This is a genomic window from Variovorax sp. OK212 (genome assembly GCF_900112425.1).
In the GTDB taxonomy this organism is placed as follows: Bacteria; Pseudomonadota; Gammaproteobacteria; order Burkholderiales; family Burkholderiaceae_C; genus Variovorax.
In genome coordinates this window covers 151,368-166,795 of the sequence record NZ_FOLP01000002.1, presented here as the reverse complement: position 1 = coordinate 166,795, position 15,428 = coordinate 151,368, and the positions used below count along the sequence as shown (strand labels likewise).

Below are 15,428 nucleotides of genomic sequence, written 5' to 3'. Positions count from 1 at the left end.
TCGCGCCATGAGCTTTGAAGTGGACATCGGCTACAGCAGCCAGCGCGGACCGCGCGAGCTGAACGAAGACTTCGCCGGTGCGGTGCATGCGCCGCGCGGCGACGAGGCGCGCGGGCTCATAGCGGCCATTGCCGACGGCGTGTCCAGCGGCGGTCGCGGACGCGAAGCGGCGCAGACCACGGTGATGGGCCTGCTGGCCGACTACTTCGCCACGCCCGACACCTGGGAGCCGACCGCGGCGCTCGACCGGCTGATCGGCGCGCAGAACGGCTGGCTGGCCGACCACAACCGCCGGCGGCAGAGCAGGCAAAGCGGCGAGGGCAGTGAGGCCGGTGGCACGGCGCTCACCACGCTCACCGCGCTGGTGCTGCACGGCCAGGGCTACACGCTGGCCCACGTGGGCGACACGCGCGCCTGGCGCGTGCGCGACGACGGCGAGCCGGCCGTGCTGCTCACGCAGGACCATGCCTTCGACCATCCCGACATGCGCAGCCGCCTGACACGCGCCATCGGCCTGGACGACCAGGTGCGCGTGGACTACCTGCAGGGCGACGTGCGCGTGGGCGACTGCTTCGTGCTGAGTTCCGACGGCGTGCACGGCGTGCTCAAGCCGAAGCAGGTGGCCGCGCTGGCCTTGCAGGGCGACGCCGAGGCCGCGAGCGAGGCGCTGGTGAATGCGGCGCTCGAGGCCGGCACGCACGACAACGCGACCGCGCTGGTCATCCGCGTGGTGGGGCTCGACGCGCGGCAACTCGACGACGAACTCGGCGACGGCCGCCGGCTGGCGCCGCCGGGCGCCCTGAAGGTGGGCGACGTGCTCGACGGCTACGCCGTCACCGCGCGGGTGGCCGACACCGGCGTGCACCTGCTGTACCAGGCGCGGCACCCGGTCACGCGCGAGCTGGTCGCGCTGAAGACGCTGCACCCCTCGCGCGCCAGCGACCCGCAGGAGCGCGCGATGCTGGCGCACGAAGCCTGGCTCGGCCTGCGCGTCGGCGGCAACGGGTTCGTTCGCGTGCACGAGCGCGCCGCGCAGGCCAGCGCGCTGTACATCGTGTTCGACTGGCACGGCGGGCGCACGCTGGAGCAGCTGCGCAAGGCCAACGCGCGCGGCGCCGTGGCCGAGGTGGTGGGCGCCGCCATCGAACTGAGCCGTGCACTCGGCCGGCTGCACCGCCAGGGCGTGGTGCACCGCGACATCAAGCCGGGCAACCTGCACCTGGGCGAAGACGGCCGCTGGCGCGTGCTCGACCTGGGCGTGGCGCTGTCCGGGCGCGAAGGCGCGGCGCAGCGCGAGCTGCATGCCGGCACGCCGAGCTACATCAACCCCGAGCAGTGGGAAGAGGGCGGCGTGGCCGACGCGGGCAGCGACCTGTTCGCATTCGGCGTCACGCTGTACCAGTGGCTCACCGGCCACCTGCCGTACGGCGAGATCGAGCCCTACCAGGTGGCGCGCTACCGGCGCGACCCGGTGGCCCTGTCGCGCATCCGCCCCGACGTGCCGATCTGGCTCGACCATCTGGTGCGCAAGGCCGTGGCCCGCGACCCGCGCGAGCGCTTCGAAACCGCCGAGGAGCTGCTGCTCGCGCTGGAGCGCGGCGCGTCCCGCCCGGTGAACGCGCCCGCCGCCACGCCGCTGATCCGCCGCGACCCGCTGGCGCTCTACAAGCTCGCGCTGGGCGTGTCGGTGCTGTTCAACGTGCTGCTCATCGTGTGGCTGCTGTTCCTGCCACGTTGAGCGAGGACGAGGACGAGGGCGAGGGCGGGGGCGGGCGGCGAGGGTCATGAGCGGGCGGCCTTGCGAACGCGCGAGGAGGCTTTGGAGCTTGCAGCGTGCGCAGCGTGCGCAGGCGTGAGGCGCGCACGGCCCCCCTTCTCGGCCCAGGTGCGGGTCCAGCGGATCTGCATCACGCGCATCACGCCGAGCATCACCAGCGACAGCAGCGCGAAGAACACGAAGCCCCACAGGTAGCTGCCCAGGTACTGCTTCGACAAGCCCATGGCGTTGGGCACCAGCCCGCCGCCGAGCGCGCCGATCTCGCCGATCATCGAGCCGGCCACGGCCGTGCTCGCGGGCCAGCGCAGCGGCACCAGCTGGAACAGCGCGCCGTTGCCCGCGCCCAGCGCGGCGAAGCAGACGATCAGCACCAGCGTGGTGACAACCAGCGAGCCCGAAGACGCGCCCACCAGCACCAGGCTCACGGCCACCACCAGCAGCACCACCGTGAGCGTGTTCACGCCGCCCCAGCGGTCGGAGATCCAGCCGCCCACCACGCGTACCGCCGCGCCCATGAAGGCCGCGAGCATGGTCAGCTGGCCGGCCTGCACCTTGCTCACGCCGAACTGGTCGTAGTAGTAGGAAGGCAGGAAGGTGGTGAGACCGATGAAGCCGCCGAAGGTCACGCCGTAGATCAGGCTGAACACCCAGCCGTCTTTTTCGAACAGGCAGGCGATGTGCTCGCGCAGGCTCGAATGGGCGTTGACGTCGGGCGGCTCCTTGGCGAACACCACCATCACCGCCATCGGGATCAGGATGGCGACGGCGGCCACGCCGTACACGGCCTGCCAGCCCAGCCAGTTGGCCAGCGGCGGCGCCACCAGCACCGACACCGCCGTGCCCACGTTGCCCGCGCCCACCAGGCCCATGGCCAGGCCCTTGTGCTGCGGCGGGAACCAGCCCGAGCCCAGCGACAGCGCCACGCCGAAGCTCGCGCCGGCAATGCCCAGCAGAACGCCCATGGCCAGCAGGTCGTTGAAGCTCTTCACGTAGAAGAAGCCGAACAGCATGGCCACGGCGATCAGGCCCATCTCGACCAGCGTGGCCTTCTTGCGGCCGATGTACTGCGACAGGATGCCCAGCGGAAAGCGCATGAGCGCGCCCGCGATGATCGGCACCGACAGCATCAGGCCCTTCTGCGCCGGCGAGAGGTTGAAGGTTTCGCCGATGAAGGGCGCCATGGCGCCGTTCAGCACCCAGATGCAGCAGGAGAACGAGAAGTACAGGAAGGCAGCGAACAGCGTCGGACTGTGGCCGGACTGCAAGAAGTTCTTGAAACTGGACATGGCGTTCAACGATGCAAAAAGCCGCGGCCCGACCGGGAGGCGGTCGTGTCGACGGAGGGGGTTGGGGTCGGAGTGCCGCCAGCGAATGCTGTCGGCGTGGGGGTGTTCGCGGCATGTGCATTGCCGCGCTGGATGCAGGAGCCTGCAGCCTCACCAAAGCGGTGCTTCGTTACACCGTGCCCCGTTTCACGCAAGAGACGTGCCCGCGATTTCGCGCGGGCGTGGCCTATGCTTGCGGTGCGTTCCCATACCGCTTCCCCACGATGTCCCTTCTCGTTGTCCTGCCCGATGAACCCGCCGGCCCGGTGCTGCCCGTGGCGCTTGCGAACGCACTGTCCGAGGCCGGGCTCGAGGTGCTCGGCGTTGCCGGCAGTGCGAGTTTCGCGCGGCAGGTCGAGGCCCTGGCGCCCCGGCAGGCCTTGATCTGGCTGCCTTCCCCCACACCCGTGACCACACCTGCACTGTTCGAGGCCTTGCGCGCATGGGCGGGCGTGCCGCCGTGCGCGCTGAGCCTGGCCAGCGCGCCGTTGAGCGCCGCGCAGCACGACGAACTGGTGGCGCTGGGCGTACACGCCTGGTTGCAAATCGATGCGGTGGAGGCGGTCGATGCCGCCTCGCTCGCCGCGCTGGCCGCTCGCGCGCAGGCCCGCTGGCAGCGCGAGAGCGCCTTGCGCACCGAACTGGAGAACCTGCGCACCCGCATGGACGAGCGCAAGTGGGTCGACCGTGCCAAGGGCCTGCTGATGTCCGCGCGCGGCATCGGCGAGGACGAGGCCTTCGGCCTGCTGCGCGGCGCCGCGATGCACGCCAACCTGCGGCTGGGCGAGGTGTCGCGTTCGGTCATCGAGGCCGCGCAGTGGGCCGACGCGATCAACCGCGCGGGGCAGCTGCGCATGCTCTCGCAGCGCCTGGTGCGCCTGGCCGCGCAGCAGCTCGCCGGCATCGACGCGCAGCGCGCGCGCGTGCTGCGCACGCAGTCGGCCGAGCGGGTGCAGCACAACCTCGATCATCTCGCGGCCCTCGGCCTGGCGGCCACGGGCGCGCAGGCGCTGGCCGAGGCGCAGGGCGCCTGGACGGGGTTGTCGACCGCGCTGGCGGCGCGCCCGAGCGCCGCGGGCCTGACCGACATCGACCAGCGCGCCGAGATGCTGCTCGCGGCCGCCGAAACGCTGACGAAGACGCTGGAGGCTTCCGGTGCGCGGCGCGCGCTGCGCATCGTCAACATCTGCGGGCGGCAGCGCATGCGCGCGCAGCGCCTCGCCAAAGACGCGCTGCTGGCGTCCGTGCTCAAGGAAGGCACCGCCCACGCGCGGCTGGTGCCGACCATGGACGAGTTCGAGGCCGCGCTGCTGGAGCTGGAGCGCGCGCCGCTCAGCACCTCGGAAATTCGCGCGTCACTGGCGAGCGCGCGCGACGAATGGCTGCGGCTGGTGGGCGGCGTGCGCACGCTCGACAGCGCCGACGGCCGTGCCGCGCTGGTGCGTTCGAGCGACGCGCTGGTCGACACCTTCGAGCGCCTCACCGCCTCGTATGAACACAGCCTGCAAGTGATCATGTCCTGACGCCGGTGGGTGGGCAGGCGCGAGTTGGTGATGCCAGGCGGTGCAGCGCTTCAGGCCGCGGCTTTCTCCACGTGCGCCTGGCGCGTGTAGAGGAAGTCGATCACCGCCTTGCGCGCGTGCACGTAGGCCGGGTCTTCCGCCAGCTCGACGCGGTTGCGCGGGCGCGGAATGTTCACCGGGAGCACGTCGCCGATGGTGGCGGCCGGGCCGTTGGTGAGCATCACGATGCGGTCGCTCAGCAGCACGGCCTCGTCGACGTCGTGCGTGACCATGACGACGGTGCTGTGCGTCTTCTGCACGATGGCGAGCAGCTCGTCCTGCAGCTTGGCGCGGGTGAGTGCGTCGAGCGCGCCGAAGGGCTCGTCCATCAGCAGCACCTTGGGTTCCATCGACAGCGCGCGCGCAATGCCCACGCGCTGCTTCATGCCGCCGGAGATCTCGCCGGGCCGCCTCTGCGCGGCGGGCGTGAGGCCCACCAGCGCCAGCGCCGCGTCGGTGCGCGCGCGCAGCTGCGCCTTGTTCTCGGTGGCCGCGAACACGCGCTCCACCGCGAGGTACACGTTCTCGAAGCAGGTGAGCCAGGGCAGCAGCGAGTGGTTCTGGAACACCACGGCGCGCTCGGGGCCGGGGCCGGTGATTTCCTTGTTGGCGCACAGCAGCGAACCCTGCGTGGGCACGGTGAGCCCGGCGATCAGGTTCAGCAGCGTCGACTTGCCGCAGCCCGAGTGGCCGATGAGCGTGATGAACTCGCCCTTGGCCACATTCAGGTTCACGTCGCGCAGCGCGACGAAGCGGCCCTTGGGCGTCTTGAACGCCTGCTCCACGCCGTGGATCTCGATGTACTTGCTGTCGTCGTTCATTGGAAACCTCCGCGCAGCAGCGCTGCGGTATTCGCCTTCGGAGCGGCCGTGCGGCTCATGACTTCACCTCTTCGAACGTGAACGCCGTGGCGAGCTTGATGAGCGCGAACTCCAGCACCAGGCCGACGATGCCGATCACGAAGATCGCGATGATGATGTTGGCGACGTTGAGGTTGTTCCACTCGTCCCACACCCAGAAGCCGATGCCGACGCCGCCCGTGAGCATCTCGGCCGCCACGATCACCAGCCACGCGGTGCCCACGGCCAGCCGCACGCCGGTCAGCATGTAGGGCAGCACGGCGGGGAACAGGATCTTCGTGAGGATCTTCCACTCGCTGAGGTTCAGCACCTTGGCCACGTTCATGTAGTCGGTGGGCACGCGCTGCACGCCCACGGCGGTGTTGATGATCATCGGCCAGATCGAGCAGATGAAGATGGTCCAGATGGCGGCCGGGTTGGCGCCCTTGAACACCAGCAGGCCGATGGGCAGCCACGCGAGCGGCGACACCGGACGCAGCAGGCTGATCAGCGGGTTGAACATGCGCGAGAGGAACTCGAAGCGGCCAATGGCAAAGCCCGCCGGAATGCCCACCAGCGCCGCCAAGCCGAAGCCCAGCGCCACGCGCTGCAGCGAGGAGAGCACGTTCCAGCCCACGCCCTGGTCGTTCGGGCCCTTGCTGTAGAACGGATCGCTGAACACGGTCACGGCCTGTTGCCAGGTGGCCAGCGGCGTGGGAAAGCCGGTGGTGCTGCTCATGGCGACCAGCTCCCACACCAGCAGCAGCAGGCCGAAGCCCGCCAGCGGTGGGAGCACGCGCATCCAGAAGGCGCGCAGGTCGAGGGGCGTGCGAACGCGGGGCGTGGGCGCCGGGGCAAGAGTTGGGGCTGGGGTGGCGGCCACGGCGGTCACCGGGGGCTTGGCCGCCACGGCGGGCGTGGCGTGTGCGGTGGCCGCATCGAGCGGCGAATGAAAGACGGCGCTGACCATGGTGTGCTCCTCAGGCGTGGACCTTGAACGAATCGGCGTACTTCTTCGGGTCCTTGCCGTCCCAGACGGTGCCGTCCATCAGCTTGCTGGTGCGCATGAGGTCCTTGGGCACGCTGACCTTCATGGCGCCGGCGACGTCCTTGTACAGGTCGATCTGGTTGATCTGCTTGGCGACCGCCACGTAGTCGGGGTGCTCCTTCAGGATGCCCCAGCGCTTGTGCTGCGTGAGGAACCACATGCCGTCGGACAGGTACGGGAAGTTGACCGCGCCGTCGTCGAAGAACTTCATGTGGTTGGGGTCGTCCCAGGTCTTGCCCATGCCGTTGTCGTAGCGGCCCAGGATGCGCTGGTTGATGGCGTCGGCGCTGGTGTTGATGTAGCTCTTCTCGGCCACCGTGTCGGCCATCTTGGCCTTGTTCTGGAGGTTGGCGTCGATCCACTTGCTGGCCTCCATCACGGCCATCATCACGGCGCGGCAGGTGTTGGGGTTCTGCTTGACGAACTCGGCGCGCGTGCCCAGCACCTTCTCGGGGTGGTCCTTCCAGATGTCCTGGGTCGTGATGGCCGTGACGCCGATCTTGTCGATGATGGCGCGCTGGCCCCAGGGCTCGCCCACGCAGAAGCCGTCCATGTTGCCCACGCGCATGTTGGCCACCATCTGCGGCGGCGGCACCACGATCACCTTGGCGTCTGCCACCGGGCTGATGCCGGCGGAGGCCAGCCAGTAGTTCAGCCACATGGTGTGGGTGCTGGTGGGGAAGGTGCCGGCGAAGGTGTATTCGCGCTTCTCCTTGGCCATGAGCTTCGCCAGCGAGGGCGCGTCGACCGCGCCCTTGTCGGCCAGCGCCTTGGACAGCGTGATGGCCTGGCCGTTGCGGTTCAGGCCCATGAGCACCGCCATGTCCTTCTTCGGGCCGCCGACGCCGACGTGCACCCCGTAGACCAGGCCGTAGAGCACGTGGGACATGTCGAGTTCGCCGTTGACCAGCTTGTCGCGCACGCCGGCCCAGCTGGCCTCCTTGCTCGGCACGATCTTCACGCCGTACTTCTTGTCGAAGCCCAGCACCGAAGCCATGACCACGCTGGCGCAGTCGGTCAGCGGAATGAAGCCGATCTTCACCTCCTGCTTCTCGGGCTTGTCGGAGCCCTGGGCCCAGACGGCCGCGCGCAGGGCGGGGTCGATGCCCACGGCGCCGATGGCGGCGGCTTGCAGTACGCGGCGTCGGCTGAGGCGGGTTTTGAGCAGATCGGTCATGGGGCGGGGCTCCGGTTGAAAACGAACAAGACGGGAAAGACAAAAACAAAAAAGGCGTCCGCACCGCGCAGGGGCTGCTCGAAAACGAGCCCTTGCGGGGTGGGGACGCCTTTGTCCGGTGGGTGGGAAGCACCCGCCGTTGGGTGCCGCCTGCCTGAAGGCCCGGTGAGGGGCCTGTGGGCTGGCTGCTTGCAAGCGGTGTGCCAGCTCTTGCGGCGGCTTGCCTGCTATCAATGGGGTAGCGCGATGCGGCCTGCCGGCGCGGGGGAGGGGATCAAAGGCCTCCGGGTCCGGGGGCAGGCACGGTTGTTGTGCACTGCACCAACTTGAACGCCCTTGAACGCCTTGGAACGTGTTTGGACGCGGGGGTGCTCAGCGCGGCGGCGCGCGGTCGAGCATGGGCAGGTAGTCGGCCATGGCCAGCATCGACTCGGCCACGTCGATCAGCCGCCGGTTCTGGTTCATGGCGGTCTGGCGCAGCATCTTGTGCGCCTCGTCCTCGCTGAGGCGGCGGTGCGCCATCAGCAGGCCCTTGGCGCGCTCGACCACTTTGCGTTCGTTGAGCGAGGCACGTACGGTCTCGAGCTCGTCGCTCATGGCCTGCAGCCGGCGCGATTGCTCCTGGACCATGTCGAGCACCGAGCGCTCGAGGTGGCGCCCGAACTGCGCGGGCGCCGCCGACTGGGCATCGGCGTCGTCGAAGAACGTGGCGCCGGCCTGCGGCGCCAGCGTGTCGAGCAGTTGCCGGTATTCCTGCAGCTCGCTGCGCGCCTGGGCGGTCTTGCGGTCGCACAGCGCGCGCAGGTCGGCGGCCAGGCGGTCCTCGACGGTCTTCATGGCGTCGATGCGGCGGGTGCAACAGTCGAACCAGTCCTGGCTCAGCGCACCGTCGGCCGGCGCGGTGGTGGCGCCGCGCCGGCGCATGCGTTCGAGCTCGGCCAGCATGGCGTCGGGCTGGCTGTCGCGCCACAGCGCGAGCACGGTGTCGCCCGAGAAATCGGTGAAGACCTGGAAGCAGCGCTCCTGCGACTCGATGAGGTGCAGCCACTGCAGGCGCTGCGCCTCGTCGCTGCGGCCCAGCGCCAGTGCCGCGGCGCCGAAGGCACGCTCCTGGCCGGCGAATTCCTTGCCCTGCATGAAATTGAACATGGCCACCAGCAGCCGCGAAATTTCGGGGTCGGAGGCGCCGTCGGCCGCCTCGAACACCACCGACAGCAGCCCGGCCACGAGCTTGGCGAAGGCCGCGACGGCCTGCGCCGGCTTCAGCGCCAGCGTGTCGACGCGCTTGCGCAAGGCGGGCAGGGCGTCCAGCCCGGGCAGCACCCAGGCGATGCGGCTGAAGAGCCGCGCGCCGTTGCCTGTGCCGGCGCCGCGCTGGCTCTCGGCCTCCAGCTGGTCGAAGCCGGCGCGCACCTCCTGCTCGAGCGCCAGGCATTCGGCGATCTGCGGGGCGCGCTGCCCGGCGAAGCGGCTGCCGCGCGTGGCCAGGAAGATGTTCGACATGCCGCGCTCGCGCTGCAGTGCGTGGACCAGGCGGCCGATCACGCTCACCAGCTCGCTGGTGCGGGCGAGCTGGTCCAGCTCGTCGATTTCGCAGCGGCGGGCGGCGATCAGGAAGCTCAGTCCGGTTTTCATGCGTGGGGGCGAGGGGAGACGAACCGGTCGCTGCAACATCCGTGCCGCTTGTCCCTTCGCGGGCAACCGCGGCAGGCGGCACCTACACTCGGCGGCATGCTCTTGTTGGGAATCGAATCATCCTGCGATGAAACCGGCGTGGCGCTGGTCGAGTCGCACGGCGACGCGCTGCCGCTGCTGCGTTCGCACGCGCTGCACAGCCAGATCGCCATGCACCAGGCCTACGGCGGCGTGGTGCCCGAACTGGCCAGCCGCGACCACATCCGCCGCGTGCTGCCGCTCACCGAAACCGTGATGGCCGAGGCCGGCCGCTCGCTGGCCGAGATCGACGTGGTGGCCTACACGCGCGGCCCCGGCCTGGCCGGCGCGCTGCTGGTGGGCGCGGGCGTGGCCTGCGCGCTGGGCGTGGCGCTGGGCAAGCCGGTGCTGGGAGTGCATCACCTCGAAGGGCACCTGCTGTCGCCGTTCCTGAGCGCCGATCCGCCGGAGTTTCCGTTCGTCGCGCTGCTGGTGTCGGGCGGCCATACGCAGCTGATGCGGGTCGACGGCGTGGGCCGCTACGAGCTGCTCGGCGAAACCATCGACGACGCCGCCGGCGAGGCCTTCGACAAGAGCGCCAAGCTCATGGGCCTGCCGTACCCCGGCGGCCCGTGGCTCGCGAAGCTGGCCGAAGACGGCAATGCCACGGCCTTCAAGCTGCCGCGCCCGCTGCTGCACAGCGGCGACCTCGACTTTTCGTTCGCCGGCCTGAAGACGGCCGTGCTCACGCAGGCCAAGAAGCTCGGCGACCAGCTCGAAGCCAACAAGGCCGACCTGGCCGCGTCGACGCAGGCGGCCATCGTCGAGGTGCTGCTGAAGAAGTCGCTGGCCGCGCTCGAGCAGACCGGGCTCAAGCGCCTGGTGGTGGCGGGCGGGGTAGGGGCCAACAAGAACCTGCGCGAGCAGTTGAATGCGGCATGCGCCAAGCGCAAGGTGCGCGTGCACTACCCCGAGCTGCACCTGTGCACCGACAACGGCGCCATGATCGCGATGGCCGCGGCCATGCGGCTGCAGTCGGGCCTGTCGCAGGCGAGCGAGCGCTACGCCTTCGACGTCAAGCCGCGATGGCCCATGGCGTCGCTGTCGGCTGAGGCTGCTTAGCGGCCTGGCGTGCGCGGCCCAGCGCAGGCAGCGGCAGCACGTCGAGCATGTTGCGCCAGAGCTGGCGCCATTGCGGCCAGTCGTGGCCGCCCTCGGTGGTGAACACCTGGCCCGACGGCAGCGCGTCGGCCAGCAGCTTGTGGTTGCTGACGAAGCGGTCCTCGAGGCCGAAGCCCAGGTACAGCGGCGGCAGGTTCTTCGAGGTCTGGTCCTTCAGGTACTGCTGGAAGAAGGGCCAGAGCTTGCGGTCGGGTTCCTCGTCGGGCTGCGGGCCCGTGGGCGCCTGCCACATGCGCAGGCCGCCGGCCTTCTTGATCTCCGCGCCGAGCACGCGCCGCCCGAGGTAGGGGGCGAGGGCCACGATGCCGTCGACCGAGCCCGGGCGCGCCAGTTCGTGGATCAGCGCGCCGAAGCCGCCGATCGAAATGCCCACCAGCCAGATCGACTTGTAGCCCTTGGCGCGCTGCGGCTCGATGACATCGGTGTGCAGGCGCTCGCTGAGCGTCTGCTCGTAGTAGTAGGAGACATCCGCGTCCACGAGCAGCGCGTCGGCTGCCAGGTGGCGCTCTCGCACCGCGCTGATGAAGCCCTCTCGCTCGAACTCGTCGGGCTTGAGGTAGGCACCCGGCAGAAAGATCAGCAGGGCGTCGGATTGCTCGTCGGGGTTGGCGGGCTGAAGGTGTGTTTGCATGGTGCCGTGAGAGGGCACCCGACCCGCACCGTCATGGAACTCGATGCGTTTACGAGACGCCCACGAAGAAGAAAGTTCTAAGAAAACGTCACATCATGTGACGTTATGCGGCCCTATTGTGAATAGGGAGCACGATCAAAGTCAAAAAGAACCTTTGCTGACACTTTCTTCTTGTGGGCTTAGGGCTGGCTAGTTGATCTGCAACTGCGCAGCCTGGCTCACCGGCACCCGCTTTCCGAGCTTCAGCGTGAGCACGCCGTTCTCGAGCCTGGCCTCGCTGGTGGCCACGTCGATGTCCAGCGGCAGCTCGTACGCGGCCTTGAACTGGCGCTTGGCTTCGGCCTTGCTGTCGATGCGCACCACGGCGCCTTCGATGCCGATGGCGAGGTCTTCACGCGCGAAACCCGGCACGTCGAGCGAGAGGGTCCAGCTCTTGTCGTCCTGCTCCACGAGCGGCGAACGGCGGGCACCGGCGAAGGCCTCGCTGGCGAAGCGTTCGAAGGCGCGGTCATAGGCGCGGGGAGCGAAGCGGGCGGTGCGAACGTTGGGGGCGAAAAACATGATGAAGAACTCCTGAATCAACACAATGGGGACAAGGAATGTGTGTCCCTTACACTGCGCGGCCGTTCAATCGTGAGTGCCGCTTGAGACCTCATCTAGGCGCGCCGGCACGCGTTTCAAGACAATGAATCCCCCCTTTATTTGGCGTCGCGAGGCCTTGAAATTCGCGGCGCTGGCGCTATGCGCGCGCCCCTTCGCCGCGCTGGCGCAAGCCACTTCTTCGGTACCTGCAGCGCCTTCCGCGCCCATCCGGCTGGCCCTCATCGAAAGCTTGAGCGGCCCCTTTGCGAACACCGGCGAGGCCGTCTTCCGCAACCTGCTGTGGGCGGTGGAGCGCGTGAATGCGCGCGGCGGCGTGAAGCTGCCGGGTGTGCCGGGTGGTGCCAGGCCGCTGCAACTCGACCGCTACGACAGCAAGGGCCAGAACGAAGAGGCGCTCTCCGCATTGCGCGCCGCAATGGACGACGGCGCGCGCATCGTGCTGCAGGGCAACTCGTCGGCCACCGCCGCGGCGCTGGTCGATGCCATCGACAAGAACAACGAACGCGACCCGTCGCGTCGCATGATCTTTCTCAACTACGCGGCGGTCGACCCGGCGCTGACCAACGAGCGCTGCAGCTTCTGGCACTTCCGCTTCGACGCGCATGCCGACATGCGCGTGGCCGCGCTGATGGACGCGGTGAAGGACGACGCTTCACTCAAGCGCGTGTACCTCATCGGGCAGGACTACAGCTTCGGCCAGGCGGTGCTGCGCGAGTCGCGCCGGCAGCTCGGCGCGCAGCGGCCCGACGTGCAGATCGTGGGCGACGAGTTGCATCCGATGGGCAAGGTGAAGGACTTCGCGCCCTACGCCACCAAGATCATCGCGAGCGGCGCGCAGGCGGTGGTCACGGGCAACTGGGGCAACGACCTCACGCTGCTGGTGAAGGCCGCGCGCGAAGCGGGTTTCAACGGCACCTTCTATACCTTCTACGGCAATGCGCTGGGCGCGCCGGCGGCCATCGGAGACGCGGGCATCGGCCGCGTGATCGCGGTGGCCGACTGGCTGCCCAACGTGCAGACGGCGCAGTCGGAAGCGTTCTACCGCGCCTTTCGCGCGCGCTTTCCGAAGCCGGCCGACGACTACGTGCACATGCGCCTGCAATTGATGATCGAGGCGCTCGTGCAGGCGATCGAACGCGCGGGCAATGCCGATGCGGTGCCGGTTGCGCGTGCGCTCGAGCAGGCCGACGTGAGCCTGTACGGCCAGCGCGGGCGCATGCGCGCGGCGGACCACCAGTTCCAGCAGCAGCTGGTGGTGGGCGTGATGGACCGCAAGGGCAGGCCGGGCGTGCAGTTCGACGTCGAAGGTTCGGGCTACGGTTTTCGCGTGGTGAAGACCATTGCCCCGGAGCGCGCCGAGCTGCCCACTTCGTGCAAGATGAAAAGACCTTGAAGATGAACAACAGGACCCCCAGCCATGCGTGAAGCCATCCACAACCTCGAAGCCTCGAAGATCCGCGAAGTCGCCAATGCCGGCATGGGCCGCGACGACGTGCTGGCCTTCTGGTTCGGCGAGAGCGACGAAGTGACGCCCGAGGTGATCCGCCAGGCGGCCATCGAATCGCTGCAGCGCGGCGAGACTTTCTACGCGCACAACCTCGGCCTGCCCGAGCTGCGCGAAGCCATCGCGCGCTACACCAGCGCGTTGCATCCGGCGGTCGACGCGGCACGCATCGCCGTCACCTCGGGCGGCGTGAGCGCGCTGATGCTCGCGGTGCAGGCGCTGGTCGACGCGGGCGACGAAGTGGTCGCGGTGACGCCGGTGTGGCCCAACCTCACGGCGCAGCCCGCCATCATGGGCGCGCGGGTGCGCACGCTGCCGCTGGTGCCGGTGAACGGGCAGTGGACGCTCGACCTGGGCGCGCTGCGCGCGGCGGTCACGTCGAAGACCAGGCTGCTGATCGTCAACGCGCCCAACAACCCCACGGGCTGGACCATGACGCGCGACGAGCAGCAGGCCGTGCTCGACCACTGCCGCCAGACCGGCACGTGGATCCTGGCCGACGAGGTGTACGAGCGCCTGTACTTCGAGCCGACGCCCAACGCGTGCGCGCCGAGCTTTCTCGACATCTCGAAGCCCGACGACCGGCTCGTGGTGACGCACAGTTTCTCGAAGAGCTTCCTCATGACGGGCTGGCGCCTCGGCTGGCTGGTGCTGCCGCCGTCGATGGTGGAGGGCATCGGCAAGCTGATCGAGTTCAACACCTCGTGCGCCAGCGTGTTCACGCAGCGCGCGGCCATCACCGCCATCGCGCACACGGGCGAGATCACGCCGCGCGTGGTGGCGCACCTGAAGCTGTGCCGCGACACGCTGGTGCCGCTGCTGGCCGCGTTGCCGGGCGTGCAGGTGGCGCCGGCCAAGGGCGGCATGTATGCCTTCTTCCGGCTCGAGGGCTTCGACGATTCGTTCGAAGTGGCCAAGCGGCTGGTGGCCGAAGCGGGCCTGGGCCTGGCGCCGGGCAACGCCTTCGCGCCCGAGGCGCAGGGCTGGCTGCGCTGGTGCTTCGCGTCGAAGGACCCGCAGCGGCTGGTGAAGGGCGTGGAGCGCCTGCGCGGCTGGCTGGCGGAGCAGCCGCAGCCCAAGGGCTGAAGCCGAGCCTGAACCCGGGCCCGAACCCGGCTGCAATTTCGTTCAATACGCGGCGCGACCGGGCCGCGAAGCTCGGCCTTTCCTTGAAAGCGAAAGGTCTGGCATGTCGGAACGGTTGAAGGGCATGGCGCTGTGCGCGCTGGCGATGGTCACGGTGGGCAGCACGGTGGTGGCCAGCAAGGTCATCGCGGGCGGCCTGCCGCCGTTCACGGCGACGGCGCTGCGCTTTGCGATGGCGCTGCCGGTTTTCCTTTTGCTGCTGCGGCTGACCCGCACGCCGTGGCCGCGGCCCGATCGGCGCGACCTGGCGCTGCTGGCGTGCCAGGCGGGGCTGGGGAGCGTGGGCTACACGGTGCTGCTGATCCTGGGCGTGCGCTGGGCGCCGGCCGCCAGCGCGGGCGTGGTGGCGGGCACCCTGCCGGCGGTTGCGGCGCTGGTGGCGGTGATCGCGCTGCGCGAGCGGCCAGGCCGCTTCCTGCTCGGAAGCATCGTGCTGGCGACGGCCGGGGTGCTGGCCATCAGCTGGCCCGGCACGGGTGCGGCGGCGGCAGGGGACTCGAAATCCCCCGCGGCGATGCTGGGCAACCTGCTGGTGCTGGCCGCGGTGGTCTGCGAGGCGGGGTTCATCCTGCTCAACAAGCGCTTGCGGGTGCCGGTGCGTCCCCTGGCGCTGTCGGCGCTCATGACCGCCTTCGGGCTGCTGCTGTCGCTGGTTCCGGCGCTGTTCGAACGGGCCTGGGAGCAGCCGGTGCCGGCGGCGGCGCTGGCCGGGGTGGCGTACTACGCGCTGGTGCCGACGGTGCTCGGCTTCGTGCTGTGGTTTGCCGGGTCGTCGCGGTTGCGCGGGGCCGAGGCGGCGCTTTTCACGGCGGTGCTGCCGGTCTCGGCGCTGGTGCTGGCGGCGCTCTGGCTGGGCGAAAGCATCAGCCTGGCGCAGCTTGCCGGGGCCGCCTGCGTGCTCGGCGCGGTGGGGCTGGCGTCGCTCGACGGCAGGGTTCCGGGCGGCTTGAAAGCCCGGTGAAAGTGCCCGGGCTATAATCC

Annotated in this window: 13 protein-coding genes; 6 read left to right on the top strand and 7 right to left on the bottom strand. The window is 69.5% G+C overall.

Annotated features, from left to right (window positions below):
* Positions 1-7: 7 nt before the first annotated feature.
* A complete protein-coding gene (locus BM004_RS07400; RefSeq protein ID WP_093213009.1) occupies positions 8-1,738 on the top strand; it encodes a bifunctional protein-serine/threonine kinase/phosphatase in 1,731 nt (576 codons plus the stop codon).
* Positions 1,739-1,782: 44 nt separating this feature from the next.
* Here BM004_RS07400 and BM004_RS07395 read toward each other — a convergent pair whose 3' ends face one another.
* Positions 1,783-3,063, bottom strand: coding sequence for an MFS transporter (locus BM004_RS07395; protein ID WP_143072408.1), 1,281 nt, complete (start codon positions 3,061-3,063; stop codon positions 1,783-1,785).
* Positions 3,064-3,326: 263 nt separating this feature from the next.
* Here BM004_RS07395 and BM004_RS07390 point away from each other — a divergent pair, with 263 nt between their 5' ends.
* A complete protein-coding gene (locus tag BM004_RS07390) occupies positions 3,327-4,625 on the top strand; it encodes an ANTAR domain-containing protein (protein ID WP_093212250.1) in 1,299 nt (432 codons plus the stop codon).
* A gap of 50 nt (positions 4,626-4,675) precedes the next feature.
* On the opposite strand, the gene BM004_RS07385 is transcribed toward BM004_RS07390, so the two are convergent.
* The 4 genes from BM004_RS07385 to BM004_RS07370 form a co-directional block, all read right to left on the bottom strand.
* Complete coding sequence (locus tag BM004_RS07385; protein ID WP_093212248.1) at positions 4,676-5,485, bottom strand: ABC transporter ATP-binding protein; 810 nt, start codon at positions 5,483-5,485, stop codon at positions 4,676-4,678.
* Positions 5,486-5,540: 55 nt separating this feature from the next.
* Complete coding sequence (gene ntrB, locus BM004_RS07380; protein WP_093212246.1) at positions 5,541-6,473, bottom strand: nitrate ABC transporter permease; 933 nt, start codon at positions 6,471-6,473, stop codon at positions 5,541-5,543.
* Between the two features lie 10 nt (positions 6,474-6,483).
* Positions 6,484-7,728, bottom strand: coding sequence for a CmpA/NrtA family ABC transporter substrate-binding protein (locus BM004_RS07375; protein WP_093212244.1), 1,245 nt, complete (start codon positions 7,726-7,728; stop codon positions 6,484-6,486).
* A gap of 372 nt (positions 7,729-8,100) precedes the next feature.
* Positions 8,101-9,363 carry a nitrate regulatory protein gene (locus BM004_RS07370; RefSeq protein WP_093212242.1) on the bottom strand — a complete coding sequence of 421 codons (1,263 nt, stop codon included), beginning with the start codon at positions 9,361-9,363 and terminating at the stop codon, positions 8,101-8,103.
* Positions 9,364-9,459: 96 nt separating this feature from the next.
* On the opposite strand from BM004_RS07370, the gene tsaD reads away from it, so the two are divergent.
* Positions 9,460-10,503, top strand: a complete 1,044-nt coding sequence (tsaD, locus tag BM004_RS07365) for a tRNA (adenosine(37)-N6)-threonylcarbamoyltransferase complex transferase subunit TsaD (RefSeq protein ID WP_093128562.1) — start codon at positions 9,460-9,462, stop codon at positions 10,501-10,503.
* Here tsaD and BM004_RS07360 read toward each other — a convergent pair.
* The gene (locus BM004_RS07360) at positions 10,457-11,194 is read right to left on the bottom strand and encodes an alpha/beta hydrolase-fold protein (protein ID WP_093128563.1); all 738 of its coding nucleotides are present in this window, start codon (positions 11,192-11,194) and stop codon (positions 10,457-10,459) included. The two genes, tsaD and BM004_RS07360, sit on opposite strands and share 47 nt — an antisense overlap.
* A gap of 189 nt (positions 11,195-11,383) precedes the next feature.
* On the bottom strand, positions 11,384-11,755 hold the full coding sequence (locus BM004_RS07355) for an Hsp20/alpha crystallin family protein (RefSeq protein ID WP_093213007.1): 372 nt from the start codon (positions 11,753-11,755) through the stop codon (positions 11,384-11,386).
* Between the two features lie 124 nt (positions 11,756-11,879).
* On the opposite strand from BM004_RS07355, the gene BM004_RS07350 reads away from it, so the two are divergent.
* From BM004_RS07350 to BM004_RS07340, 3 genes are all read left to right on the top strand, one after another.
* Positions 11,880-13,190, top strand: a complete 1,311-nt coding sequence (locus BM004_RS07350) for a branched-chain amino acid ABC transporter substrate-binding protein (RefSeq protein ID WP_093212240.1) — start codon at positions 11,880-11,882, stop codon at positions 13,188-13,190.
* A 24-nt stretch (positions 13,191-13,214) separates the two neighbouring features.
* Entirely contained in the window at positions 13,215-14,387 is a 1,173-nt protein-coding gene (locus BM004_RS07345; RefSeq protein WP_093128568.1) for a pyridoxal phosphate-dependent aminotransferase, read from the top strand.
* A 103-nt stretch (positions 14,388-14,490) separates the two neighbouring features.
* On the top strand, positions 14,491-15,408 hold the full coding sequence (locus tag BM004_RS07340; protein WP_093212238.1) for a DMT family transporter: 918 nt from the start codon (positions 14,491-14,493) through the stop codon (positions 15,406-15,408).
* Positions 15,409-15,428 lie beyond the last annotated feature (20 nt).